The organism is Chryseobacterium sp., from assembly GCF_022869225.1.
Taxonomy (GTDB): Bacteria; Bacteroidota; Bacteroidia; order Flavobacteriales; family Weeksellaceae; genus Chryseobacterium.
Map to the genome: position 1 here is coordinate 553,905 of NZ_JALIHL010000001.1, position 24,429 is coordinate 578,333.

Sequence of the window (24,429 nt, forward strand, 5' to 3'; positions counted from 1 at the left end):
TTAAAATTTTCGCTCAATTACATAATCCAACATAATATGTAATGATTTTCTGGCGTCAGAATCCGGAAATTCATTCAGGAGGTCTTTCGCTTTCTGCTGAAAATCTTTCATCACCTTGATCGCATATTCTAACCCGCCTGAACTTTTAACAAACTCAATCAGTTCTTTTACTCTTTTGGGATTGTTATTATAACGTTTTATGGTATCAAAATAATATTTTCTATCCTTTTCACCGGCTATTTTCAGCGTATGGATCAAAGGAAGGGTCATTTTCTGCTCTTTAATATCAATTCCTACAGGTTTACCAATCACATTGGAGCTTAAGTAATCAAAAAGGTCATCTTTAATCTGGAAAGCCATTCCGGTATACGTTCCGAAATCCTGCATTTTTTTGGCAAGCGTTTCATCTGTACTGTTGGAAAGAACTCCAATCTCACAGCAGGCAGCAATTAATGTTGCTGTTTTCTGACGGATAATTTCATAATAAACATCTTCGGTGATGTCCAGTTTTCTGGCTTTTTCAAGCTGAAGAAGCTCTCCTTCAGACATCTCACGGATCGTTCTGGAAATCACACTGAGCAGATCATAATCTTTATGGTCGGTAGATAACAATACGGATTTTGACAACAGGTAATCCCCTACCAAAACCGCAATTTTATTTTTCCATAACGCATTAATCGAGAAAAAATTACGGCGTTTGAAACTTTCATCCACCACATCATCGTGTACCAGGGTAGCCGTGTGAATCAACTCGATCATAGACGCTCCACGGTATGTTTTTTCAGTAACGTCCCCTACCAGCTTGGCACAAAGAAATACAAACATCGGACGCATCTGTTTTCCTTTTGTGGTAACAATAAAACGGGTTACTTTATCCAATAAAGCTACTTTACTCTGCATTGATTCATAAAACTTCTGTTCGAAAAGTTTCATTTCATCATTGATCGGTCGTTTAATCTCTTCTACTGTATTTGCCACAATCTACAAATGCTGGGTGAATAATTATTAATTCTCACAAAGATAATTTTTTTCGCTCAATTTTAAGAGAAATTAATCTTTGAGTTTGTCTTTTGGAATAAAATAGAATGACGGCTTAGTACTTCCTAGTGGTGATTTGAATTTTTCTCCGGAGATATATATTCCTGTTTCATCTACGGCAACTCCCTCAATCTGCCCGATTGATATAGAGCTTCCCAGGTAATAATGCTTCGGTCTTTCTGTAAAAAAAATACCTGGTTCTGTCTCTGTAAAAATATCCAAAAAGACTTCCGTTTTCTTGGTATACCCTATCAGATATAATTTTTTATCAAAATAAGCAGCATCCGTTACCATAAAATTGGTTTTATAGGATTCTGTTTTTACTGCATCCTGCTTTTCGTACACTTCGGGATCGATCACATAATGTACCGTTGCCTTTGAGGCCCATTCCTTCGTAAAAAGGTGGATTTTCCCATGCGCATACACCATGGCTTCCGCATCGTAATCGGTGTTGAAATAATCGGATATATAATCCGTCTGTTCCGGATAATGGAATGGTATTTCTGTAAGCCCGCTGTTTTGTAAACTGTCATTTTTAAAAGGAACCTTAAAGATCTTCAGGTGTCTTCTGCTTCCGTCATTGTTTCCAAAGTCACCGATATAAAAATGCGTTCCGTCATTCGTCAGTGCTTCCCAGTCTGTATTTTTGGCCTCAACTTTTAAGGTATGCAGGACTTCTCCAGATGTTTTACTGATCTCAAATAATTCCGGAGTATTTCCGCTGTCGTTAAAGGTGTATAGTTTACCGTTAAACAGACTCAATCCGGAAGTTTCTTTTATGTTATCCTCTAAATAACTGACTCTGTATTTTTTTATTTTAAGGAAATCGGCCTGTTGCGAATAGGCGGATTGGCCGGCGATAAAGGCAACAATCAGAAAGATTTTTTTCATAGTGCAAAAATAGGATTTTCAGTTTACATCATAAAAGATGCGGGGGTTCCGGTAAAAGGTTGCGGAGTACGGGGCTGAGCTTTTGAGAATGGATAAAGGCGAATAAGCTAATTTACAAATTGATCTTTTAGTAATTTCTTCTATTGCCTTCCTCAGCCTTATTCTCTTTTTCGTTTACCTATCCCGGCTATTTTTCCACATTCGATGGGTAGCCATTCCCCTCCTCCAGAGGGGCGGCAAATCTTCGATTTGCCGGGGGTGGTTTAAATTCCACAGATTTCTCTGCTGGCACGAAGCGTTGAAAAAGATAACCTCATAAAACAGAAAAACGGGCTAAAAAGCCCGTTTTTCTCAATAGATTTTTATTAAAATTAACTTAGAAGTTAAGCAATTTTCTGTTCTTTTTGATCTTGCTGCTGCTCTTTCTTTTTAGCCTGCTTTGCAAAATACTCTTTTTGATATTGTCTCACCGTCTTTCCAGTTCCGTCATGTCTCCATCCCGGAGAATTGAAAATATAGTTGATTCTATCTGTAAATTTTAATCCGGGCTGCTTAAGGTCTTTCCAGATTTTTCTCCATTCATATAAAAGGACGGTATCCGGTTTGTTGTCCGGCATTTTTGGGTAAATCCCGTATTTAACCGGAACATTCGGGTCTTCTTTCTCAAAGGTTCCGAACAGTTTGTCCCAGATGATCAGGCACATCCCCATATTCTTATCCAGATATTTGATGTTACAAGCATGGTGTACACGGTGATGAGAAGGGGTGACCAGAATATGTTCCAAGAATCCCATACTTTTTACCGTCTGTGTATGCACCCATGTTCCATATACCTGTCCAAGGGCATAAACGACCATGATATGCCAGGGATTAAATCCTAAGAATGCCAACGGTGAAAAATATAAATATCTGTAAAGAGGCTGTAATACCGGGCTTCGAAACCCTGTAGTCAGATTAAAGAATTCAGAATTATGGTGGGTAATGTGAACGGCCCAGAATGCTCTGGAACGATGGTCCACATAATGTAATACATAGTAAGCAAAGTCTGTAATGACAAAGCAGATCAGCCAATACCAGATCGTAAAATCCCACGAGAACAGCCTATGGTGGTAAAAGAAAAACATCACCCCCATTGCAAAAGCTTTCATGATAAGGTCAAGACCAAAGTTCATCAATGCCAGATAAACATTCGTTGCAACGTCTTTCCCGCTATATAGTTTAGCCTCTGAAACGTGGCTATAAATCATTTCAGCTAAAATTACTGTCGCATGTAACGGAATAGCCCATGCATAAACACTTTCTAACCCGTCCTCATTCATAAAAAAATCCATCATCGCAAAATAATTTACGCAAAGGTAGGATTTTAAGCCCTTTTTTTAAGAAGATTTTAACTTTTTTTAAGGAAATTTTAATCTGAGTTTTTGTTCGCCAGCTGCCCGCATGCTGCATCAATATCACCGCCACGGCTTCTTCTTACCATTACGGTAATACCGGCATTTTCAAGCTGACGGATATAGTTTTCTTCTGCCTGCTTGTTGCATTGGTCATATTTACCATCCCCAATCGGATTATATTGAATAAGATTCACTTTAGAAGGAACCTGTCTGCAGTATTTGATCAAAGCTTTGATATCTTCATCCCCATCATTGATCCCTTTCCATACACAATATTCAAAAGTGATTACTGAACCTGTCTTTTGATACCAGTATTGAAGAGACTCCATAATATCCGTTAATGGAAATTTATCAGAGAAAGGCATAATTTCATTACGCTTTGATTCAATGGCAGAGTGAAGGGAGAGCGCCAGTTTTACACGAAGCTCGTCATCTGCAAGCATTTTGATCATCTTTGGAATTCCTGATGTAGAAACAGTAATTCTTCTTGGCGACATTCCAAGTCCTTCCGGCTGAGTGATTTTTTTGATGGCTTCCACTACATTTTTGTAGTTCATCATCGGCTCACCCATTCCCATGAATACGATATTGGAAAGAGGTCTGTCAAAATACATTTTGCTTTGGCTGTCAATAAGAGCTACCTGATCTACAATCTCTGCCACTTCCAGGTTTCTCATCCTTTTCAGTTTTGCTGTAGCACAGAATTCGCAGTTTAACGAGCAGCCTACCTGTGAGGATACACAGGCTGTAGTTCTTGTTTCTGTTGGAATAAGAACAGACTCCACCATCAGTCCGTCATGAAGTTTCACCCCGTTTTTGATGGTTCCGTCAGAACTTTTCTGAAGAAGATCTACGGAAACAGGGTTAATGGTATATTCTTCCGAAATTTTTTCACGAAGTGATTTGGAAAGATTCGTCATTTCGTCAATAGAATGGAGGTTTTTGCTCCATAGCCATTCATAGACCTGTTTCGCACGAAACGGTTTTTCTCCTAAAGAGACAAAGTAGTCTTTAAGCTGGTCCAGTGATAATGTACGGATATCTTTCATTGTAGGTTGTAGATTTTAGGCTTCAGGTCGCAGGTAACTCCTACCTGCAACCTATTACCTAATATCTTTTTATAGAATTAACATTGCGTCACCGTAAGAATAGAATTTATACTTTTCTTTCACGGCTTCTTCATAAGCATGCATTACGAAATCTCTTCCTGCAAATGCTGCAATCATCATAATCAATGTAGACTTTGGCGTGTGGAAGTTGGTAATCATTGAATTCGCTACTCCAAAATCGTGAGGCGGGTAAATGAATTTATTCGTCCAACCGTTGAAAGCAGAGATCTTTTTGTTTGAAGAAACAGAAGTTTCCAACGCTCTCATTGTGGTAGTACCTACTGCACATACTCTTCTGTGAGTTTCTACGGCTTTATTGATAATCGCTGCATTTTTTTCATCAATGATGATCTCTTCAGATTCCATTTTGTGCTTAGAAAGGTCTTCTACCTCAATCGGGTTGAAAGTTCCTAATCCAACGTGAAGCGTTACCTCAGCAAAATTGATTCCTTTGATCTCTAATCTCTTCATCAAATGCTTGGAGAAGTGAAGGCCTGCTGTAGGGGCAGCAACCGCTCCTTCTACTTTTGCATAGATGGTCTGGTATCTTTCAGCATCTTCCGGCTCTACCGCTCTTTTGATATATTTTGGAAGTGGAGTTTCTCCCAGTTCTTTTAATTTCGTTCTGAATTCGTCGTAAGAACCATCGAATAGGAATCTTAGCGTTCTTCCTCTTGAAGTTGTGTTATCGATAACTTCAGCTACCAAAGATTCATCCTCAGTAAAGAATAATTTGTTACCAATTCTGATTTTTCTTGCAGGATCTACCAAAACGTCCCAAACTCTGGTTTCTTTATCAAGTTCTCTTAATAAGAAAACTTCGATTTTGGCTCCTGTTTTTTCTTTATTTCCGTAAAGACGTGCAGGGAAAACCTTAGTATTGTTGAAGATAAACAAATCATCCTCATCAAAATAATCCACTACATCTTTGAATAATTTGTGCTCGATAGTTTGTGTTTTTCTATCAAGAACCATTAATCTAGCCTCATCTCTGTGCTCTGATGGGTGTTCTGCTAATAATTCCGCAGGAAGATCAAAATTAAAATCTGATGTTTTCATTTTTTAAATTACGGTTTAAAAATTATTGAAATTACAAGGTGTAATTTTCGGAGTGCAAATATACGACATTGAATACCCCTTTGTCAAGTATTATTTACAATCAAATGTAAAAGCGTGATTTTATGGGGAGTTTTAAGGCTTAAAAATATTATTTTTGAATACCTTAAAATTCAGCATGGAACCTATAAGTAAAATATATTTTATTGATAATCCGTATCCTGACGGTCATACCATTGAAACGTTCAACTGGAGCGGGCGGATTGATGAGTATGGATTTATCTGGTTTGATTTTCATTTAAAAACTGAAAATTATTACGCAAATGATGATCAAAACAACGAAGAAGAAAACGAAGATCTGCCTGATTGGAACTCCAAAATAGTATGGGGAAACTATCACACCTGTACTATATCATCAAATTATTGGGGTGAACAAAGAGGAATCAGAATTAACAGCCTGGATGAAGCACTGGATTTCGATGCTGTTGTTAAAAATGATCTTTTCAGTAACGACCTTCCGTCTGAACAACATTTCGATGATGATGATGTTGCCTTCAGTATTTATCTGCTGGGTCATGACAGCTGTGCAGGCCATAAGATACAATTTTCAAAAAGAGACAACAATCGATATGATATGACATGGACTGGTAAAATAGCATTGACCTACGCCGGGGATGATGAGTTTTCACATGATTTCAAGGCACAGATTTTCAATGTAGAGTTCGAAGGGTTTCATTATCCTAAAACCTGGTCACTGGAAAAAGCGACTGAAATATTCAAAGATAGACTTGCCAACTTTGAAGAGTATGAATTTGTGGATCTGAATCCTAAAAGTAACAAAAGGGAATATAAACTCGACAAATTAAAACAATAACAGTATAAAAATTAAAAATATAAAAATATTAATGATGAGCAAATATTCAATAGAAGCCTTTATCAACGAAACGAAAGAAAATCCGCAGCAAAGAGATTATTTTGAACTGGAAACCAAACATCTTTTAGAAATTAATCTTAACAACCAGTCTGTATGGACGAAAAGAGGCAGCATGGTAAGCTATGTAGGCAGTATCAACTTTGAAAGGCAGGGAATGCTGGCGGGAGGTATCGGTAATCTTTTGAAAAAAGCGATCAGCGGTGAAGGAAGCAAACTGATGAAAGCTGAAGGTACCGGAAAATTATATGTTGCAGATTCCGGAAAGAAAGTGCGTATCCTTTATCTGAATAATGAGTCAGTATGTGTGAACGGCAATGATGTGCTGGCCCATGAGCAGAGTATAAAAAGTGATATTACCATGCTTAAAAGTATTGCAGGAATGATGTCCGGCGGACTTTTCCAGGTGAAACTTTCAGGAACGGGGCATATTGCGATTACCACTCACGGAGATCCATTGACCTTACTGGTAACTCCTGATACGCCTGTTTTCACAGATCCTAATGCTACCGTTGCATGGTCCGGAAACCTCAGCCCGGAACTGAAAACCAATGTCTCTTTCAAAAGCCTTATCGGAAGAGGAAGCGGTGAAGAATTCCAGATGAAATTTTCAGGCAACGGATGGGTATTGATCCAGCCTTATGAAGAAGTTTATTTTATGGAGAAATAATCCCGTAAACCTCTATCTTTGAAGTAAGTAATTCATTGATCACATAAAGCTGCCAACCTATGAAAAATATACTGTCAGGATTTCTGTTAATGGTAATAAGTATGGCCTATCCACAGATACAGAAAGTGGAAAAAGTTATTGACTCCTCTGTAGAAAAAGATAATTTCAACGGATCTGTACTGGTGGCAAAAAACGGTAAAATTGAATTACTTACTTACAAAGGTCTGTCCAACAGGCATTATAACATTCCTTTTTCGGATGAAACCCGGTTCCCTATTTTCTCTCTTACCAAGACTTTTACTGCGGTACTGATCATGCAGCTTTATGAAAAAGGAAAAATCAATCTCGATGCTCCTATCGCAACTTATTATCCTGAATACAAAGGGGAAGCTGCAAAAAAGGCAACCATAAGGAACCTGCTTACCTACAGCAGCGGGAGGGAAAATAAAGACATCAGCTCACCGGAACTCATTCATCAGGCTTATGACAATACCATCTGGGGGCTGGACGATTTTATCTCTGTATTTCTTTCTGAAAAACTGGTTGATCAACCTGGTACAAAATTCAGCTATAACAATGGTGATTTTATTCTGCTGGGAAAGATCATTGAAAAAATATACAACAAGTCCTTTGAAGAAGTCCTCAAAGAACAGATCTTAATTCCTCTCAAAATGCAGGACACCGGATTTCTGCATCATAATGACATTATTACCAATCTCGATGAAGGCTATTCTGCTGACGAAACAGATCCATTTTCCCTTCATATGCCTACCAATACCTATATTGACAATTTTTATTCCGCCGGGGCCATGTACTCTACTCCTAAAGATCTACTCCTCTTTGACCAGGCGATATTCAATCATACCCTGATTTATAAAAGTACGCTGGAAACCATGATTACTCCTGATAAAAAACTTGAAGATACCGCTTTTGGCTTTTGGGTATATCCTAAAAAATTCGGCTCAGTAAATACATTGTTTGTAGAGCGCCAGGGAGAAGGATACGGGCACAGTGCCAATTGGGTGCATTTAGCCGATAAGGGACTTACCGTCATCATTCTTTCCAATACGAAAGCCATCAAATATTTGAATAAAATGAGAGAAAACGTGATTGCGGCTTATTACGGGCAGTAGTTTTTATTTGCTGGCGTTTATTATTTTGGAGCTGCCGGTCATTTTAGTTGCCAGTTCAATATTCATTTAAATATAACGTACCCCTCAATTTTAAAATTATTGTCAACCTCAATGAGTAGATCATCGCTTAACATTCTCCATTTCCAGCATTATTCTTAGCCGCCAACCATTACCTTTTTCGCTCTATTACTCTCTGATCCTTGAACTCGCAGCTCCCATTCTATCGCTGTTTGCAAAAGTTTTAATATATTTAGAAAAAAAATAGATGGACAATAGTACTTCCCGTAGAAACTTTCTAAAAACAGCAGCTTTGGCAAGCTTTGGGGCATTGGTTTTACCCAATTCTTTATTTGCCTATTCGAATGACTTTAAAACAGATAAAAAAGTACGTGTCGGCTTTATCGGTGTGGGGCTTCGTGGTCAGGAACATGTGAAATTACTGGCAAAACGAAATGATGTGGAAATTGTAGCTTTTGCAGATCCGGATAAAAGAATGCTTTCCACTTCTCAAAAAATATTAAAAGACAATAACAAAGCTGCTGCTCAGGAGTTTTCAAACGGCGAATATGATTATCGGAATCTTTTAAAATTAAAAACAATAGACGCTGTAGTGATTGCTACTCCGTGGGAATGGCATCTTACGCAGGGGGTGGAAGCAATGCGTGCCCGAAAAATTGTCGGCATGGAGGTTTCCGGTGCGATAAAATTGTCGGACTGCTGGGAATTTGTGAAAGTATACGAGGAAACGAAAGTTCCTATTTTCATGATGGAAAATGTATGTTACCGGAGAGATATTATGGCCATCCTGAATATGGTTCGTAAAGGAATGTTTGGAGAACTGGTTCATGGAAGAGGCGGCTATCAGCATGATTTGAGAGGTGTACTTTTCAATGACGGGGTAAACCCTTATAATTCCGGAGCCGAATTTGGAGAGAAGGGCTTCAGTGAGGCTAAATGGAGAACCGAACATTATGTAAAACGTAACGGAGAACTTTATCCTACCCATGGATTGGGCCCGGTGGCGATGATGATGGACATTAACAGAGGAAACCGCTTAACAAGACTTTCATCATTCTCCTCAAAATCTGTCGGGCTGCATAAATATATTGTTGAGCATCCCAAAGGAGGAGAAAACCATCCCAATGCCAAGGTAAAATTCAACCAGGGAGATATTGTCACGACGCAAATTGCCTGTGCCAACGGTGAAACGATCCTTTTAACCCATGACACCAGCTTACAGAGACCTTATGATTTAGGATTCCGTGTTCAGGGAACTGAGGGACTGTGGCAGGATTTCGGATGGGGAGAATTCAACCAGGGGCATATTTATTTTGAAAAAACAATGAACCATACCCACCGTTGGGATAATACGGAAAAATGGATGAAGGAATATGATCATCCGATGTGGAAAAAATTTGAAAGTACCGCTGCAGGGGCAGGACATGGCGGAATGGATTTCTTTGTCATGAATACCTTTATTGAATGTATCAAGCGAAATATAGAATTCCCAATGGATGTCTATGATCTTGCTTTATGGTACTCCATCACTCCGCTGAGCGAAGAATCGATTGCCAAAGGCGGCCAGGTTGTTGAGATTCCTGATTTCACCAACGGAAAATGGAAAACCCGTAAACCTGTATTTGGAATGACCGATGAGTTCTAAAAAAACACTTCTCATATTAGCAGGCGGATTAGGCAGTCGTTATAAAGGTCTTAAACAGGTAGATGGAATACTCGGTAACGGATCTCCGATTTTGGAGTATTCCATCTTTGACGCATTGGAAGCCGGCTTCCGGAAAGTGGTCATTATTGTGAACAGGCTTATTCCCCAAAGTTATATAGAACGGCTCAATACCATTTCAGAAACAAAAGGATTTGAACTGCATTGGGTATATCAGGAAATAGACAGTATTCGTATGTATGATCTTGACTATCCGGAGCGAAAGAAGCCATGGGGAACCGCCCATGCCGTTCTCTGTGCAAAGGACGCCGTACAGGAGCCTTTTGTCATGATCAATGCAGATGATTTTTACGGAAAAGAAGCTTACCCACTGGCTGCTGAAGAAATTGAACATCATCATATTACAGATTCGCGGTTCGGTATGGCCGCTTATCCGGTAAGCACTACTTTGAGCGGCAACGGAACGGTAGCCCGGGGAATCTGTACCTTAGACCCTGAAAATTATCTGGTCAAAGTGGAAGAACAAACCTCTATTCAGAGGGTAAATAATTCGATCATCTATACTGAAAACGGAAACCCTATAGAAATAGCACCCGACACGTTGGTATCAATGAATTTTTTTATTTTTCACCCCGTCATTTTCAGTGCTTTGGAAACCTATTTCCATGATTTTATAAAGTCCGGACCTTTGCCCAACCAGGAATTTTATATTCCTTCTGCCGTACAGAGGATGATAAGTGAAAAAAGAGTAAAAGTAATGGTAAAAGCTTCCCCTTCACAATGGATGGGGGTTACCTATGCGGATGACAAAAAGAATATTAAAGATTTTCTGACCTCAGAAATACAAAAGAACAGATACCCGGAAAATTTATGGAACTAAACGATATTGTGATTCAATTTATCGGCACAGATAACTACAGCCTGTCCCCTATTACTGACGGACTGATCAATACAACCTATCTTTTGGAAGATAAAGATCTCGGGAAAAAGTTTATCCTGCAAAAGATCAACAATCATGTTTTCAAACAGCCGGAGACCATCATCAATAATCATTTGATAATTAACGAAATTCTCAGGTCAAATAACTATCAATTTCAAATTATAGAGCCTGTCCCTTCTCTTGCCAATAAACTTCTGGTAAAAGATTCAGATAACCAGCCATGGCGCATGCTAAGTTTTGTAGAAAACAGCAGGACCTTTCTTACCGCTCCATCTTTACAGACGGCTTTTGAAGCAGCTAAAACCTTTAGTTATTTCCTTACCACCGTAAATACTGAAAAGCTGCCGCCCATTGAAGATACTCTTCCCAATTTCCTCAATTTTGAGAAAAGGATTGCAGATTATAAAAGCTCACTAAAAGATGCAGCCCCTCATTTAAGAGAAAATGCAAAGGCTGAAATAGAAATCACCAACCAGTTTCTGTCCTTACCTGATCAATGGATTGAAATGGAGAAAAGAAAGCAAATTCCCAAAAGAATCATCCATGCAGATGTAAAAATCAGCAATATCCTCTTCGATCAAAATCATCATCCGCTAGCTGTAATTGATCTGGATACCATGATGATTTCTACTCTTCTATATGATTTTGGAACGATGATCCAGTCCTATACCAATACAACACATGAAGATGATGGAAGTGCCCAAAACAATTTCAACCCTGAAATGTATAGGGCTGTAAAAGAAGGATTCCTATTCTATTTAAAGGAAAAACTGACCCCCGAAGAATCCGGTAATCTTGATTATGCCGCACAAGTCGCCATTTATATCCAGGAGCTTCGTTTTTTAACGGATTACCTGAATGGAAGTGTTTATTATTCTACGAAATATCCTGAACATAATCTGGACCGGACTAAAAATCAGCTGCAACTGTTGAAAGGGTTGAGAGAATATTTGGGAAGTGAGTAGTTTTTAGGTTCCTGTGATTCTTACTACATACTATATTTTTACAGCCTCACCCCTTTGACTCTCAACCTCACTCACTAAATAACCCGAAGCAGGCATCTCATCGCTCGCTCTCAACTCAGAAACGCCAGTATTCTTTTCCACTCTTCCAGTTTCTTTTCAAAGGAAACGGTATGAAGCGGGCTGGTAGACGGTAACAGGAAAACAGGCAATTTATAATCTTTTCCTAACAGTTTCTGTAGGTTTTTATAGGACTTTCCTCCATTACAGAAAATGGCTTTTACATTTGGGTGCTCTTCCACCAGCTCAGCGATCTGATTCGCTTCTTCATTTCTGATTTCAGAATCCAGGCTTCCTTTTCTTTCGCAGGAATCAATGACATCCCAGAGAGCGATATGATGCTTCTTTAAAGTTTTAATTTTCTCAGCATAATTATCAGTAAATTCCTCGTTCAGCAATTCAAAAATGATTTTCCAGAATTTGTTTTGCGGATGGGCATAATATTGCTGTTTTTCCAATGATTTCACTCCAGGAATGGATCCTAAAATTAAAATTTCAGATTGAGCATCAATAATCGGAGAAAATGAGGAAATACGGTTTTGCATCTTCAAAGATATCAATTTTATTTCTCGCTGATTATGCAGATTTAAACTATTTCCTATTTAACCTGCGTTCAGTAAAGGAAATTAAAATTCAGGCTATTGGAAGCTGGAAGCTGGGAGCTTGAAGAAGGAAGCTATTGAGGTTGTAAAGAATAGTTTTTCCATATTTTCATCTTTTTTAAAACAATAATATTCTTGATTTATGGTAACCTCTATAAATATTAAGGCTAACAGTAACTTCCGGCCTCCCTCTTCCAGCTTAAGCTGATTACAATAGAAAACTATTATCTTAAACTCAGGTTATCTAGGTTTTGGCTAAAGCCATTGAAATTGTTCTGTCATAAAAAAACGGGCTAAAGCCCGTTTCTATTGATATTTAATTCTTATAATCTTATAAGGTTTCTTTCAACCAGTCAAAGAATTCTCTCTGCCATACCAATCCGTTTTGCGGATGAAGTACCCAGTGATTCTCATTCGGGAAGTAAACCAGTTTAGATTTCAATCCTCTTAGTTTCGCTGCCTGGAAAGCTTCCTGTCCCTGCTCGTAAGGTACACGGAAATCGATTCCTCCCTGAACGATCATGATCGGTTTATTCCATTTTTCTACAAAATTACTTGGGTTGAAGTCTGTATAGGCTTTTGGAAGCGGTTTTTCCCATGGTGAACCAAGATCCCAGTTCGCAAACCAAAGCTCTTCCGTAGTCAGATACCAGGATTTCATGTCAAATAATCCATCATGGGCGATAAATGTTTTGAATCTGTTCTCATGGATTCCGGCCAGCATAAATACACTGTATCCTCCGTAGCTTGCTCCTACTGCCGCTACTCTGTCTCCATCTACGTAAGGTAATGTTTTCGCATAGTCTGTTGCAGCCAGATAATCTCTCATCGGCTGTCCGCCCCAGTCTTTGGAAATGTCTTCATTCCATTTTGTTCCCCAGCCCGGCATTCCCCTTCTGTTGGGTGCTACTACGATATAATCATTTGCCGTCATTAAAGCAAAATTCCATCTCACACTGAAATATTGTGTCAATGCAGACTGCGGACCTCCCTGGCAGTATACCAATGTCGGATATTTTTTATTCGGATCAAAGTTGGGTGGATAGTGGAACCATACTCCCATTTCCTTACCATCCGAAGTTTTCACCATTTTAAGTTCAGATTTCCCCTGAGCTAATTTTGCGTAGGTCTCTTTATTAGCTTCAGTAACCTGTTTCATTTCTCCGTTCTTAAGATTTACAGAGAAGATTTCCGTTGCATGGTTAACGTCTGTTCTACCGACCAACAATGACGTTTTGTTGTCTGTAAAGATTTCGTTAACGTCAAAATCCCCTTTTGTAATCTGCTGTACCTTTGCCGATTTAGGATCTAATGAGAAAAGCTGTTTGGTCCCTCTGTGGGCAGCAGTAAAATAGATTGTTTTTGAATCCCCGCTCCAAAGGACATCTCCTGAAACGCTGTCATCCCAACCCGCAGTAAGATTGGTGGTCTTACCTGACTTCCAATCCATGACCTTTACATTATTTTTATCAGCTTCATATCCATCTCTGGCCATACTCTGCCAGAGTAAAGATTTTCCATCCGGGCTGAACTTAGGATTAACATCATACCCTTTATTCGATTCTGTAAGGTTTTTAGTAGTTCCTGAAGCAAAATCATAGGCAAAAATATCGGTATTGGTACTGGTGGCATATTCTTTACCGCTTTTAGGTTTTGTAACGTATAAAAGCTGTGAAGAATCCGGGCTCCAGATAAAGTCTTCAGCCCCTCCGAAAGGTCTCTGAGGAGAATCCCATGTTTTTCCTTCCAACAGATCTTTGGCACCGTCTATTTTATCAGAAATATTCACAACGAATACATGGTTATATTTCCCTTCATTAAAGTAATCCCAGTGTCTGTGGTTCAGATCTGTATACACTTGAGCGGTCGTTTTCGGAGTATCGCTGTATTTATCTTTCCCCATTAATTTTTCTACCAAAACCTGCTTACTGAAAGCGATTTTTTTCCCGTCCGGAGAAATAACGATGTTATCGGCCTCACCGATGGTATAAAATTCGGCCCAGGTTTTTCCGGCATCTTTTGAAAGATAGATTTTATCGCCTTCCTGAGCGTAGATTCCGTTTTTATCCCATTGAATCAGGGCTTTTTTACCGAAATCAATTTTAGAAGACTGGCTATTAAGAACATTCAGAAAATAGTTCTCATTTTTGGTTTTTTCTGTTTTCAGATCTACCTGTCCCAATTTATAAATAAGGGAGGACTGATCCGGTGAAACTGCCTGTACTCCTACTTTTTTCAAAGTCCAAAGAATTTCAGGCGTCATTACTTGTTGTGCATTCATTAAAAACGGAGCTGCCAGAGCCAGCAGGCTGTACTTAAGTTTCATATGATATTCATTTTTTAGCGGATCTATGGAATCATAAAGATTTCATACCTTCCTTTTATTAAATTCAAAGATTGCCAAAGTTAATATTTAAAATAAAAATGACCGAAAGAATTAACAATAAAGTTGGAAATAACGTGAATTTGAAAAAGCAATCAGGCAAACTTGCAAATTCATCAATAAGCTTATTGGCCCTTATCCATTCTCAGGCTCATCATCTCTCAGGCCATCAAACTTTCTAACAAAAAAGTCCGCCGGTGTAACACCAACGGACTTCTTTTTCATTATATGTTTAATCAGTTAATCTCCATCTGAGAACATTGAGTTCGCCAGAGAGGTGACAATCGACAACAGGATACTAAAGATAAATGCCCACCAGAAGCCATCTACGACCATACTGTCTATAAAGTAATCTGCAATCAGAATGATCGCCGCATTGATCACCAGCGCGAAAAAGCCTAAGGTGATAATAGTTAACGGAAGGCCGAACAGACTTAAAATAGGTTTAACAAATATGTTTAAAACCCCAAGTACAATGGCAAAAATAATGGCTGTGGAGAATCCTTCAAAGTGTACTCCCGGTAAAATTTTAGTTAAAAGGTAGGCAACTATCGCCGTTACAAACAATCGGATAATTAAGTTCATATTGCTATTTTTTAATGTTTATGGGGGTTGTGGAGCAAAAGCCATTCCATTCCGATAAAAAAGATTCAATAAAACCCTTTGTTTAAAGAATATTTTTGGTTCTTTCCCACTTCAGGCCCGCTATTTTATTTTCATCATCGTCACCAATGATGTCGCCACATGACTTTCCGAATCCGAGCCTTCATGCTGAACATAAATTTCGGTTCTGATCACACTGATTTTAGTACCGCCTTTGATAACATAGGATTTTGAAACCAGGAAATCTCCCATTGCCGGACGCAGATAATTTACTTTCAGCTCAATGGTGACCACATAACAGTCTTCTTCATAATGGCTCACGGCTGCATATCCTGAGGAAACATCCACTAAAGAAGCAATCATGGCTCCATTGAACATTCCCGCTTTTCTGGTCATTATTTCCATTTTGGGAATCTTTATAGACACAAAATCAGTTTCCACTTCCAGCAGGTCTGCTTTATAGAATTTTAATGTTTCCGAACGGCTGAAACTGTCTGTGATGAGTTTTCTTTTCTCTGGGGTCATGAATTTTATTTTTAAACAAAGGTAAGAGCTATGAGGTTTCTATCACTATTATATTTAAAAATTTTCATCAAAAGGAGCCGTTTCAAAATGGTTGAAAACGACTCTTTCTTTGAGTTTTTAAACCCTATTTAAACTAACAATAACTTTTTCGGATTCATCCGATGGCTTCAGCTCATAATCTTCTTTGATCATATCAGCCGCTTTTTCACCAATCATCATCGTGGGTGCATTGGTATTTCCGGAAACCACATCCGGCATGATGGAAGCATCTGCGACCCGGAGCCCTTTGATCCCATACACTTTAAGTCTCGGATCCACAACAGAAAGGCGGTCTATTCCCATTTTACAGGTTCCTGTCATATGATGATAGGTGGAACATGATTTTTTAATATAATCGATCACTTCATCTTTGGTTTTCCCTTCTCCCGGATAGATTTCGCCGTCATTCCATTCTTTCATCGCTTCTGTTTTTCCCATTTCACGACAGATCTCAACACACCTGTACAAGGCTTCCAGATCAGATTCTTCAGAAAGGTACCTTGGATTGATTTCTAAGGGGGAAGAAGGGTCTGAGGAAGTCAGCTTAATATATCCTCTGCTTGCAGGTCTGATAAAACCGGCACAGAAAGTAAAGGCATTTTCCGGCCCTGTGAATCCGGGACTGTAATAAGGAAGTCCCATAAACAAAGGCTGCAGGTCAGGAAAAACCATTTCTTCTTTGCTTTTCCAGAATAATTGGGCTTCCAGCAAATTGGCTTCCGGAGCAGGAATTTCCTTTTTAGCTCTAAAAATAACACTCGTCAAAAGATGATCCTGAAGGTTTTTGCCTACTCCTTTCAAGTCTTTTATTACAGCAATCCCCAAAGATTCCAGTTCTTCCTGATCTCCGATTCCGGAAACCATCAGAAGTTTGGCAGATTCTATCGTGCCACAGGATACGATCACTTCTTTTCCGGCTCTCGCTGCCTGTAATTCCCCATTTTTCATGTACTGAACCCCGACACACCGGTTACCTTCAAAAATTAATTTTTGAGCCAGGGCATCTGTTTGGATCTCTAAATTGGCCCGTGATTTCACCGGATCTAAAAAAGCCTTTGCCGTAGAGCATCTTTTTCCATCTTTCCCCACACTAAGATGATTAAGACCGGCTCCCCAGATTTCTTTGTTAAAATCATCAGTCAGGGGATATCCTAATTCTTTACAGGCTTCAATAGCACTTATGGAAATAGAGTTCGGACGCTTGATACGGCTTACGAAAAGCGGTCCTTCTCCTCCGTGAATATCGCTTTCTCCCTCCTCATGGGTTTCAGATTTTTTAAAATAAGGTAAGACACTTTCCCAGTCCCAGCCCACACATCCGCTATAAGCCCAGTGATCATAATCCTGCTGATGCCCTCTGATGTAGATCATTCCATTGATGGAACTTGAGCCTCCCAACGTTTTACCGCGGGGCCAATACCGGGTATTGCCGCCAGCATTTTCCTGGGCAACGGTATGGTAAGCCCAGTCTCTTTCGGTATTCCATATGGCGGGCCACCCTGCCTGTTCCTGTACTTCATTTACCTTATCATCCGGTCCTGCTTCCAGCAGGAGCACGTTTATATTTTCATTTTCGCTTAATCTGTTGGCTATGACAGCTCCTGCTGAGCCGGATCCAACAATGATAAAATCGTATTTCATAAGTCTTAATTTGTTTTTTGTTTTTTAATGCTGATCACTTTAGGAACGGTCACTGATTTCAGCCCTTCAATCCCGAATTCAACGCCATAGCCGGACTGTTTTGCCCCTCCGAATGGGACGAAAGGATGAATAGCGCCATGCTGGTTGATCCATACTGTTCCGGCTTCCAACTGTCCGGCCACTTTCTGTGCCAGATCAAGATCATCACTCCACACCGAAGCTCCCAACCCATTTTCCGAAGCATTGGCTTTTTCAATGGCTTCTTCCAATGTTTTATAGGTAATGACCGGTAAGACAGGTCCAAACTGCTCTTCATCGACTATTCTATCGCCATTATCAACGTTTACGACAAGGGTCACAGGAATAAAATATCCTTCCAGATCAGGTTTCTGGCCTTTAAAAATAAAATCGGCTCCTATCTTTTCGGAATCAAGGATCAGATCCTGAATTTTATCGTACTGCATTTTATTTTGTATCGGGCCCAGCACACTGGCTTCATCAGCCCCGTTCCCCATTGGGACATGAGAAGAATATTCTGCTAAAGCCCGAACTGTTTTTTCATAATCATCTTCATGTACATACAGCCTTTTTAAACAGGCACAGGTCTGTCCTATATTCAGAAAAGCTCCCCAAAAAATAGTCTCAATATGGCTGGCTATATCAAGACCCGGTAAAATAATTCCGGCATCATTACCTCCGCATTCCAACGTTAACCGGGCCATATTATGAGCAGAAGCTTCAATTACTTTTTTTCCGGTAGCAATAGATCCTGTAAACATAATCTTTCCGATTTCCGGGTGGGCAGTGAGATAGGCTCCCACCTCGCCTCTTCCGGTGACCACCTGTAATACCTCTTCCGGAAGTACGGAATTGATTACTTTTATCATTTCCAGGCTGCAGTACGTTGTATATTCTGACGGTTTTATAATGACCGCATTCCCCATTCTGAGCGACGGAATGATCTGCCAGATGGCAATCATAAGAGGCCAGTTCCAGGGAGCAATAGCAGCCACCACGCCAATCGGATTTCTGTACAGGATATCTTTTCGTGTTTCATCTTCAAAAACACTTTAAGACGGCGTTTGGCCGGCAGTCAAAAGGCCACGGTTCCCAATCCTGTATTCTTCACCCGGCTGCAGCTGAGAAAATCTTCAAACGGTACCGGAAAACCGATAAATCCACAAATTTAACAGATTGCTTTTTATATCAATTTATTTACACAATGGCATGTAACATCGCCGAAAAAATGAGTGATTATAGCCCGATTACATTCTTCGTGAAATCACTTAATAAAGATTTAATACTCTATTCAAAAATAAATATCCATCTTTGCAGCCTTAAAATCAAAAACGCTAGTTTATTTCATGAGCATTATTTTCAAAAAGCGACTGCTTATAGCGCTTGTCTTACCAACGGCCGCCTTATATTACGGGCAGAGTACGAAGGATTCATTAGAAAAATCCAAATCCATTGATGAGGTGATGTTAGTGGGAAGAAACCTTTCCCAGACCGCCAAAGAAAGAAAAACCCCTGTTGCAGTGTCCAACATAAAGGCAGCTGAAATCCAGGAGAAATTGGGAAATAGGGAATTTCCCGAAATTATGAAGTCCACCCCATCCGTGTACGTTACCAAAGTAGGTGGTGGATTTGGAGACAGCAGAATTAATATGAGAGGTTTTGATGGAGCCAACATTGCGGTAATCATCAACGGGCAGCCTGTCAACGATATGCAGGGAGGTACTGTGTATTGGTCTAACTGGACCGGGTTGGCAGACATTGCAAGCTCCATTCAGATTCAGAGAGGTTTGGGAGCATCTAAATTTGTAGTTCCGTCTGTAGGGGGGACCATCAATATTGTAACCAAAGCTACCGATTCTGAGCAAAAAGCAATGATCAAAGGAGAACTAGGGAACGACAATTACTCCAGACTATCAGCCATGTACTCTTCAGGGTTAAAAAACAAATGGGGAACAACTGTATTACTCTCCCGTTGGCAGGGTGACGGTTACATTAATGGAACTAAGGGGGAAGGTTATTCCTGGTTTTTCTCTACAGGATTTAAGCCGAATGAAAAACATGCATTCAATTTAATTGCAACCGGTGCGCCGCAGGTACACGATACAAGAAGATCTTCTGCAACCGGAGCGAATGTGGCAACCCTGCGCCAGTTTGGTACGTACGGAAGAAGATACAATCCACAAACAGGAATGCTGAACGGTTCTGAATTCAATTTAGCTCCAAACTTCTATCATAAACCTATTGCATCACTTAACTGGGACTGGAATATTAATGATAACCTGAAACTATCCACCGTTGTTTATGGTTCTTGGGGACGTGGCGGTGGCGGTACCGGACTTAACGGTTCCATTAAAAACGCTAAAGGAGATGTTATGAATTTCATGAACTACGGCCCGGGCGGAGACGGCACCATCAATTGGGATATGATTTCCCGCTATAACAGAGGTGGCATGGTAACAGATTATAATGGAAATTCTTTCCAAAAATCAACCTTTACGGCACCTGCAGGATCTCCTGCCGATTATAACGGACAGTATGTAACGACTTTAAACGGCACCAGCGGTATCATAAGAAAACAGAGTATTAACGCTCATGACTGGTATGGAGCCATCGCAGATCTTAATTACAAAAAAAATAACTGGACTTTTAACGGAGGTATCGACCTTAAAACATACAAAGGGGCTCTTTATGACATCGTTACCGATATGCTGGGATCTGATGCATTATTTGTTCCTGGTACAGCGAATGCTCCAAAGGGTTATTATGTAGATCGCACAGTAAAACCGGAGCCATTTACCAAGCTTAATAATGCTCAGAAAATATCGATCTACAATGAAGGGTTAGTAAAATGGGCTGGAATATATGGAATGGTGGAATATAGCTCCGAAAAATTGAGTGCATCCGTTCAGGGATCAGTTTCCGAACAATATTACAAAAGAAGAGACTATATGTTGTATACTCCCGGAAATCAGGAAACCAAATGGTATCACAAAACAGGTTATATTGTAAAAGGAGGAGCCAACTATAACATAGACGAGCATCATAATGTATTTTTCAATACAGGAGTTATTTCAAGACAGCCATTATTCAATGCTTTATTCCCATCCAACCAAAACATATACAACGATGCAAAGAATGAGAGAATCTTCTCTCTGGAGCTAGGCTACGGTTTCAAATCGCGTCATGTGGATATTAATATCAACGCTTATAGAACGCAATGGGATGACAGATTCATTTCAAGAACATTCAATGCTACTCCTGCAGATGTTGCCAACTTCTCTCAATTAAAACTTGGAAACGCTTATTTCTACAATGCTCTGAATGTTGGACAGCTTCACCAGGGGGTTGAGCTGGAAGCGAAAGCAAGACCTCTTGCTAATCTTAGGCTTAGAGGAATGGTATCGTTAGGTAACTGGAAGTACAAAGGAAATGCAAATTTCAACATCATTGATGTTCAAAACAATCAGGAAGTCTCCGGAGCAACGGGGACGATCAATATTAAAGATCTGAAGGTTGGAGATGCTGCACAAACAACAGCGAGCATTGGGGCTGACTATAATATTACCAAAGCTTTCAGTATTGATGCCAACTGGGAATATTATGATAAGCTGTATGCGCAGTTCAACCCGATCAACTTCCTTACTGAAGCAGCCAGAGAAAAAGGGATCGTAAAATTACCAAGCTATCATTTATTTGATTTAGGTGCTACTTACAAATTTACGATTGACCAGAAAAAATCTTTAACATTGAGGGCTAACGTGTACAACTTATTCAATAAATATTATATTTCTGAACTAAGCTCCAATATTTTCACAAGTGATAAAATTGCCAATGGTCCGGATGCCGGGAAAACATACCAGGAAGCAGGCAGAGTTTATCAGGGGATCGCTGACGGGAATACAGGATTCCTGGGCTTTGGAAGAACCTGGTCTATTGCAGCCACTTTAAGATTCTAATAAAATAGCATACCAATAATGAATCAGTTAAACCCGCCGGACCGGCGGGTTTTCCAATGTGTATCCAATCCGTAAATTTACGTCCATGTATGGTATTCTTACAGATCATCTTTTTGGTCGTGAATGCTTATTGCTCAAGCTATTCTCCTTTTACAGAATCGGGATAACTCATATTACTCCCCTTTTTTAAACTCTTCTTGTGATGCAGGCCCTTCTATCAAAAAATAGTAGTTGTTGCCACATTGCGGGTACATCCGCTGCAGGGGAAAATCAAAGATTTCCATGACACGTAAGGTTTCTTTATACGGGCAAAGTCTGAAACTTAAATACCTTAAGTCTATAAAACCTCTTGTGGTTAATGCTTAGCCACTAATACACGAATGATTTTGGATGTGTTTAATCCCGCGCTGATCTGGCGGATGCGGGTCTTCTCTCGCAAATTATGCAGATTTTTGTAGTTTAAGCCATTAGGTAAGCAATACCTGAAAGTCATCCGGCAAAGTTAAAACGCCTTCTGCGAGTCCTTCCGGATGGGTGCTGAACCCTTTCAGCTTTGAAGTCTTTCCTTTTAAAACAAGGTCTAAAAGCTGCTTATCTGATAATTTTTTACCGAAAATTTCAAAAGTAATTTTAAAGCCACAGTTTTTGAAATCGGAGCATCCTACAGCTGTTTTTCCTTTGATCAGGTTGTGTTCTTTACATTTCGGACATTTCGTTTCTTCCCAGGACTGAAGTTCTTTTTTCTGTGCGGGTTCTCTTTTTTTCTTTTCCTTCACTTCTTCTTTTACTTCTTCCTGCAGCGTAATCACTTTTCCTTTTCCATACACTACCTTCTCCGTAAGTTCTGTAACCATCTGGATCAGTTCTTCCTTGAAAAGATTGGCTTCATACTCGCCTTTTTCAATCTTACGGAGTTTGGATTCCCACTCACCGGTCAGTTCCGGACTTTTTAACAACTCGTCTTCGATGGTATCGATCAGCTGAATTCCGGTTTGAGTAGCGATCAGATTTTTTCTTTTCTTTTCTATATATTTTCTTTTGAAAAGGGTTTCGATGATGTTGGCACGGGTGGATGGTCTTCCGATCCCGTTGTTCTTCAGCATCTCACGCAGTTCTTCATCTTCTACCTGTTTTCCGGCCGTTTCCATGGCTCTCAGCAATGTTGCTTCGGTATAAGGCTTCGGAGGAGTGGTTTTCCCCTGGTGAATCATCGGATCGTGTGGTCCGGTTTCTCCTACAATAAATTCAGGGATCGTTTGTTCTTCCTCTTTTTCTTTTTCCTTATCGGTGGTTTCTTCTTTGGGTTCTTTGGCATAAACTGCTCTCCATCCCGCTTCGAGAACCTGTCTTCCGCTGGTTTTAAAAGGAATGGTTCCTACTTTTCCTTCCACCAAAGTATTTGAAATCTTACATTCCGGATAGAAAACCGCGATAAAACGTTTGGCGATCAGATCATAAACCAGCTTTTCTTCCCTGCTCAGGTTTTGAGAAGGGGGAACTTCTGTAGGAATGATCGCATGGTGATCTGTTACTTTGGTATCATCAAAAACCGCTTTTGATTTTGGAATCGGAGCTTCCAGCAATGGAGCAATCAGGTCCTGATAAGGATACATCTTTTGAAGAATACCGGCTATTTTCGGATATAAACTATCTGATAAATAGGTGGTATCAACACGCGGATAGGTTACGTGCTTCTTTTCATAAAGACTTTGGACATAATTCAACGTATTTTCCGCTGAATATCCATATTTTTTATTGGCTTCTACCTGAAGTCCGGTCAGGTCAAAAAGTCGTGGATTTTTTTCTTTTCCTTCTTTAATTTCGAAAGAAACGATCTCAAATGGGTTTACTTTAAGGTATTCCAGTCCTTTTTCTGCCCGTTCTAATGTTTTTAAACGATCGATCGCAGCATTGAAAATGACATCGCGGTATTTAGTTTTCAGTTCCCAGTATTCTTCTGTGGTAAAGGCATCAATTTCTTTCTGACGCTGAACCAGCATCGCCAATGTCGGGGTTTGTACCCTGCCAATGGAAAGAACGGCCTTATTTCCGCCAAATTTCTTCGTAAAAAGTCTCGTGGCATTGATTCCCAGTAACCAATCCCCGATGGCTCTGGCATTTCCGGCCAGGTAAAGATTTTTGTAATCTTCTGCCGGTTTTAAACTTGCAAAACCCTCTTTGATGGCTTCTTCCGTCAATGATGAAATCCATAAACGCTGAACCGGTTTGTTGCATTTTGCTTTCTGCAATACCCAACGCTGGATCAGTTCTCCTTCCTGCCCGGCATCCCCGCAGTTAATCACCTCATCGCATTCTTCAACCAGTCTTTCAATTACTTTAAACTGAGTTTCAACCCCTTTATTCGGAATCAGTTTGATCCCAAAACTACTGGGAATAATCGGCAGTAAAAATAAATTCCATGATTTATACTGAGGACCGTAATCGTGAGGTTCTTTCAGGGTACAAAGATGTCCGAACGTCCATGTCACACAATAGCCGTTTCCTTCCATATAGCCCTGTTTAGGCGTGGTAGCGCCCAATACTTTAGCAATATCTCTGGCAACACTGGGTTTTTCGGCAATACATAATTTCATGAACTCGGGTTTATTGTAGGGGTGCAAAAATCGGGAATTTTTTTGACTTTAGCTAATTTAGTTGAGAGTTGACAGTTCATAGTTGAGCGTTAAAGACTGTAAAAGCCTCTGCTAATTACCTTATTAAAAAAAGGGGTGAATTTTTAGCAATGCTTTATTTTCCAGCCACTCATACGCTAATGAAAGGATTCGTGTATGAGCGG

The 24,429-nt window shown here is 39.8% G+C and carries 18 protein-coding genes and 1 pseudogene; 7 read left to right on the forward strand and 12 right to left on the reverse strand.

What is annotated here, in order from left to right; genetic code table 11:
• The 5 genes from MUW56_RS02715 to queA form a co-directional block, all read right to left on the reverse strand.
• Entirely contained in the window at positions 1 to 978 is a 978-nt protein-coding gene (locus MUW56_RS02715; protein WP_292011740.1) for a polyprenyl synthetase family protein, read from the reverse strand.
• A gap of 72 nt (positions 979 to 1,050) precedes the next feature.
• Positions 1,051 to 1,929 carry a hypothetical protein gene (locus tag MUW56_RS02720; RefSeq protein ID WP_292011741.1) on the reverse strand — a complete coding sequence of 293 codons (879 nt, stop codon included), beginning with the start codon at positions 1,927 to 1,929 and terminating at the stop codon, positions 1,051 to 1,053.
• 383 nt (positions 1,930 to 2,312) lie between these two features.
• Positions 2,313 to 3,263, reverse strand: coding sequence for a sterol desaturase family protein (locus tag MUW56_RS02725; RefSeq protein WP_292011742.1), 951 nt, complete (start codon positions 3,261 to 3,263; stop codon positions 2,313 to 2,315).
• Positions 3,264 to 3,337: 74 nt separating this feature from the next.
• A complete protein-coding gene (gene rlmN, locus MUW56_RS02730) occupies positions 3,338 to 4,372 on the reverse strand; it encodes a 23S rRNA (adenine(2503)-C(2))-methyltransferase RlmN (RefSeq protein ID WP_292011743.1) in 1,035 nt (344 codons plus the stop codon).
• Between the two features lie 69 nt (positions 4,373 to 4,441).
• Complete coding sequence (queA, locus tag MUW56_RS02735) at positions 4,442 to 5,491, reverse strand: tRNA preQ1(34) S-adenosylmethionine ribosyltransferase-isomerase QueA (RefSeq protein ID WP_292011744.1); 1,050 nt, start codon at positions 5,489 to 5,491, stop codon at positions 4,442 to 4,444.
• Between the two features lie 175 nt (positions 5,492 to 5,666).
• Here queA and MUW56_RS02740 point away from each other — a divergent pair, with 175 nt between their 5' ends.
• The 6 genes from MUW56_RS02740 (at position 5,667) to MUW56_RS02765 (ending at position 11,808) form a co-directional block, all read left to right on the forward strand.
• Positions 5,667 to 6,362, forward strand: coding sequence for a hypothetical protein (locus MUW56_RS02740; protein WP_292011745.1), 696 nt, complete (start codon positions 5,667 to 5,669; stop codon positions 6,360 to 6,362).
• A 31-nt stretch (positions 6,363 to 6,393) separates the two neighbouring features.
• Entirely contained in the window at positions 6,394 to 7,089 is a 696-nt protein-coding gene (locus MUW56_RS02745) for an AIM24 family protein (RefSeq protein ID WP_292011746.1), read from the forward strand.
• Positions 7,090 to 7,148: 59 nt separating this feature from the next.
• A complete protein-coding gene (locus tag MUW56_RS02750) occupies positions 7,149 to 8,222 on the forward strand; it encodes a serine hydrolase (RefSeq protein WP_292011747.1) in 1,074 nt (357 codons plus the stop codon).
• A 265-nt stretch (positions 8,223 to 8,487) separates the two neighbouring features.
• The gene (locus tag MUW56_RS02755; RefSeq protein WP_292011748.1) at positions 8,488 to 9,885 is read left to right on the forward strand and encodes a Gfo/Idh/MocA family oxidoreductase; all 1,398 of its coding nucleotides are present in this window, start codon (positions 8,488 to 8,490) and stop codon (positions 9,883 to 9,885) included.
• Positions 9,875 to 10,783, forward strand: coding sequence for a sugar phosphate nucleotidyltransferase (locus MUW56_RS02760; protein WP_292011749.1), 909 nt, complete (start codon positions 9,875 to 9,877; stop codon positions 10,781 to 10,783). Before MUW56_RS02755 ends, MUW56_RS02760 begins: the two co-directional genes overlap by 11 nt.
• Positions 10,774 to 11,808: an aminoglycoside phosphotransferase family protein gene (locus MUW56_RS02765; RefSeq protein WP_292011750.1), complete on the forward strand. Its 1,035-nt coding sequence runs from the start codon at positions 10,774 to 10,776 to the stop codon at positions 11,806 to 11,808. The genes MUW56_RS02760 and MUW56_RS02765 overlap by 10 nt, the downstream gene beginning before the upstream one ends.
• Positions 11,809 to 11,918: 110 nt before the next feature.
• Here MUW56_RS02765 and MUW56_RS02770 read toward each other — a convergent pair whose 3' ends face one another.
• The 6 genes and pseudogenes from MUW56_RS02770 to MUW56_RS02795 all read right to left on the reverse strand — a co-directional run.
• Positions 11,919 to 12,410: a DNA-deoxyinosine glycosylase gene (locus tag MUW56_RS02770; protein WP_292011751.1), complete on the reverse strand. Its 492-nt coding sequence runs from the start codon at positions 12,408 to 12,410 to the stop codon at positions 11,919 to 11,921.
• A gap of 388 nt (positions 12,411 to 12,798) precedes the next feature.
• Positions 12,799 to 14,793, reverse strand: coding sequence for a S9 family peptidase (locus MUW56_RS02775; protein WP_292011752.1), 1,995 nt, complete (start codon positions 14,791 to 14,793; stop codon positions 12,799 to 12,801).
• Between the two features lie 297 nt (positions 14,794 to 15,090).
• Complete coding sequence (locus MUW56_RS02780; protein WP_292011753.1) at positions 15,091 to 15,435, reverse strand: phage holin family protein; 345 nt, start codon at positions 15,433 to 15,435, stop codon at positions 15,091 to 15,093.
• A gap of 120 nt (positions 15,436 to 15,555) precedes the next feature.
• Positions 15,556 to 15,978 (reverse strand): PaaI family thioesterase, encoded by a 423-nt coding sequence (locus MUW56_RS02785; protein ID WP_292011754.1) that lies wholly within the window; start codon positions 15,976 to 15,978, stop codon positions 15,556 to 15,558.
• Positions 15,979 to 16,095: 117 nt separating this feature from the next.
• Positions 16,096 to 17,658 carry a GMC family oxidoreductase gene (locus MUW56_RS02790; protein WP_292011755.1) on the reverse strand — a complete coding sequence of 521 codons (1,563 nt, stop codon included), beginning with the start codon at positions 17,656 to 17,658 and terminating at the stop codon, positions 16,096 to 16,098.
• Positions 17,659 to 17,663: 5 nt separating this feature from the next.
• Positions 17,664 to 18,701, reverse strand: a pseudogene (locus MUW56_RS02795) (aldehyde dehydrogenase family protein); the annotation flags it as partial.
• A 321-nt stretch (positions 18,702 to 19,022) separates the two neighbouring features.
• Between MUW56_RS02795 and MUW56_RS02800 the strand changes: the two are divergent.
• On the forward strand, positions 19,023 to 21,632 hold the full coding sequence (locus MUW56_RS02800) for a TonB-dependent receptor (RefSeq protein ID WP_292011756.1): 2,610 nt from the start codon (positions 19,023 to 19,025) through the stop codon (positions 21,630 to 21,632).
• A gap of 467 nt (positions 21,633 to 22,099) precedes the next feature.
• Here the strand turns inward: MUW56_RS02800 and MUW56_RS02805 are convergent, their stop codons facing one another.
• Positions 22,100 to 24,226, reverse strand: a complete 2,127-nt coding sequence (locus tag MUW56_RS02805; protein WP_292011757.1) for a type IA DNA topoisomerase — start codon at positions 24,224 to 24,226, stop codon at positions 22,100 to 22,102.
• Positions 24,227 to 24,429 lie beyond the last annotated feature (203 nt).

Coding starts and splice junctions, on each gene's coding strand:
- MUW56_RS02720 (WP_292011741.1), bottom strand. CDS start 1,929: ATGAAAAAAATCTTTCTGATTGTTGCCTTTATCGCCGGCCAATCCGCC.
- MUW56_RS02725 (WP_292011742.1), bottom strand. CDS start 3,263: ATGATGGATTTTTTTATGAATGAGGACGGGTTAGAAAGTGTTTATGCA.
- rlmN (WP_292011743.1), bottom strand. CDS start 4,372: ATGAAAGATATCCGTACATTATCACTGGACCAGCTTAAAGACTACTTT.
- queA (WP_292011744.1), bottom strand. CDS start 5,491: ATGAAAACATCAGATTTTAATTTTGATCTTCCTGCGGAATTATTAGCA.
- MUW56_RS02740 (WP_292011745.1), top strand. CDS start 5,667: ATGGAACCTATAAGTAAAATATATTTTATTGATAATCCGTATCCTGAC.
- MUW56_RS02745 (WP_292011746.1), top strand. CDS start 6,394: ATGATGAGCAAATATTCAATAGAAGCCTTTATCAACGAAACGAAAGAA.
- MUW56_RS02750 (WP_292011747.1), top strand. CDS start 7,149: ATGAAAAATATACTGTCAGGATTTCTGTTAATGGTAATAAGTATGGCC.
- MUW56_RS02755 (WP_292011748.1), top strand. CDS start 8,488: ATGGACAATAGTACTTCCCGTAGAAACTTTCTAAAAACAGCAGCTTTG.
- MUW56_RS02760 (WP_292011749.1), top strand. CDS start 9,875: ATGAGTTCTAAAAAAACACTTCTCATATTAGCAGGCGGATTAGGCAGT.
- MUW56_RS02765 (WP_292011750.1), top strand. CDS start 10,774: ATGGAACTAAACGATATTGTGATTCAATTTATCGGCACAGATAACTAC.
- MUW56_RS02770 (WP_292011751.1), bottom strand. CDS start 12,410: ATGCAAAACCGTATTTCCTCATTTTCTCCGATTATTGATGCTCAATCT.
- MUW56_RS02775 (WP_292011752.1), bottom strand. CDS start 14,793: ATGAAACTTAAGTACAGCCTGCTGGCTCTGGCAGCTCCGTTTTTAATG.
- MUW56_RS02780 (WP_292011753.1), bottom strand. CDS start 15,435: ATGAACTTAATTATCCGATTGTTTGTAACGGCGATAGTTGCCTACCTT.
- MUW56_RS02785 (WP_292011754.1), bottom strand. CDS start 15,978: ATGACCCCAGAGAAAAGAAAACTCATCACAGACAGTTTCAGCCGTTCG.
- MUW56_RS02790 (WP_292011755.1), bottom strand. CDS start 17,658: ATGAAATACGATTTTATCATTGTTGGATCCGGCTCAGCAGGAGCTGTC.
- MUW56_RS02800 (WP_292011756.1), top strand. CDS start 19,023: ATGAGCATTATTTTCAAAAAGCGACTGCTTATAGCGCTTGTCTTACCA.
- MUW56_RS02805 (WP_292011757.1), bottom strand. CDS start 24,226: ATGAAATTATGTATTGCCGAAAAACCCAGTGTTGCCAGAGATATTGCT.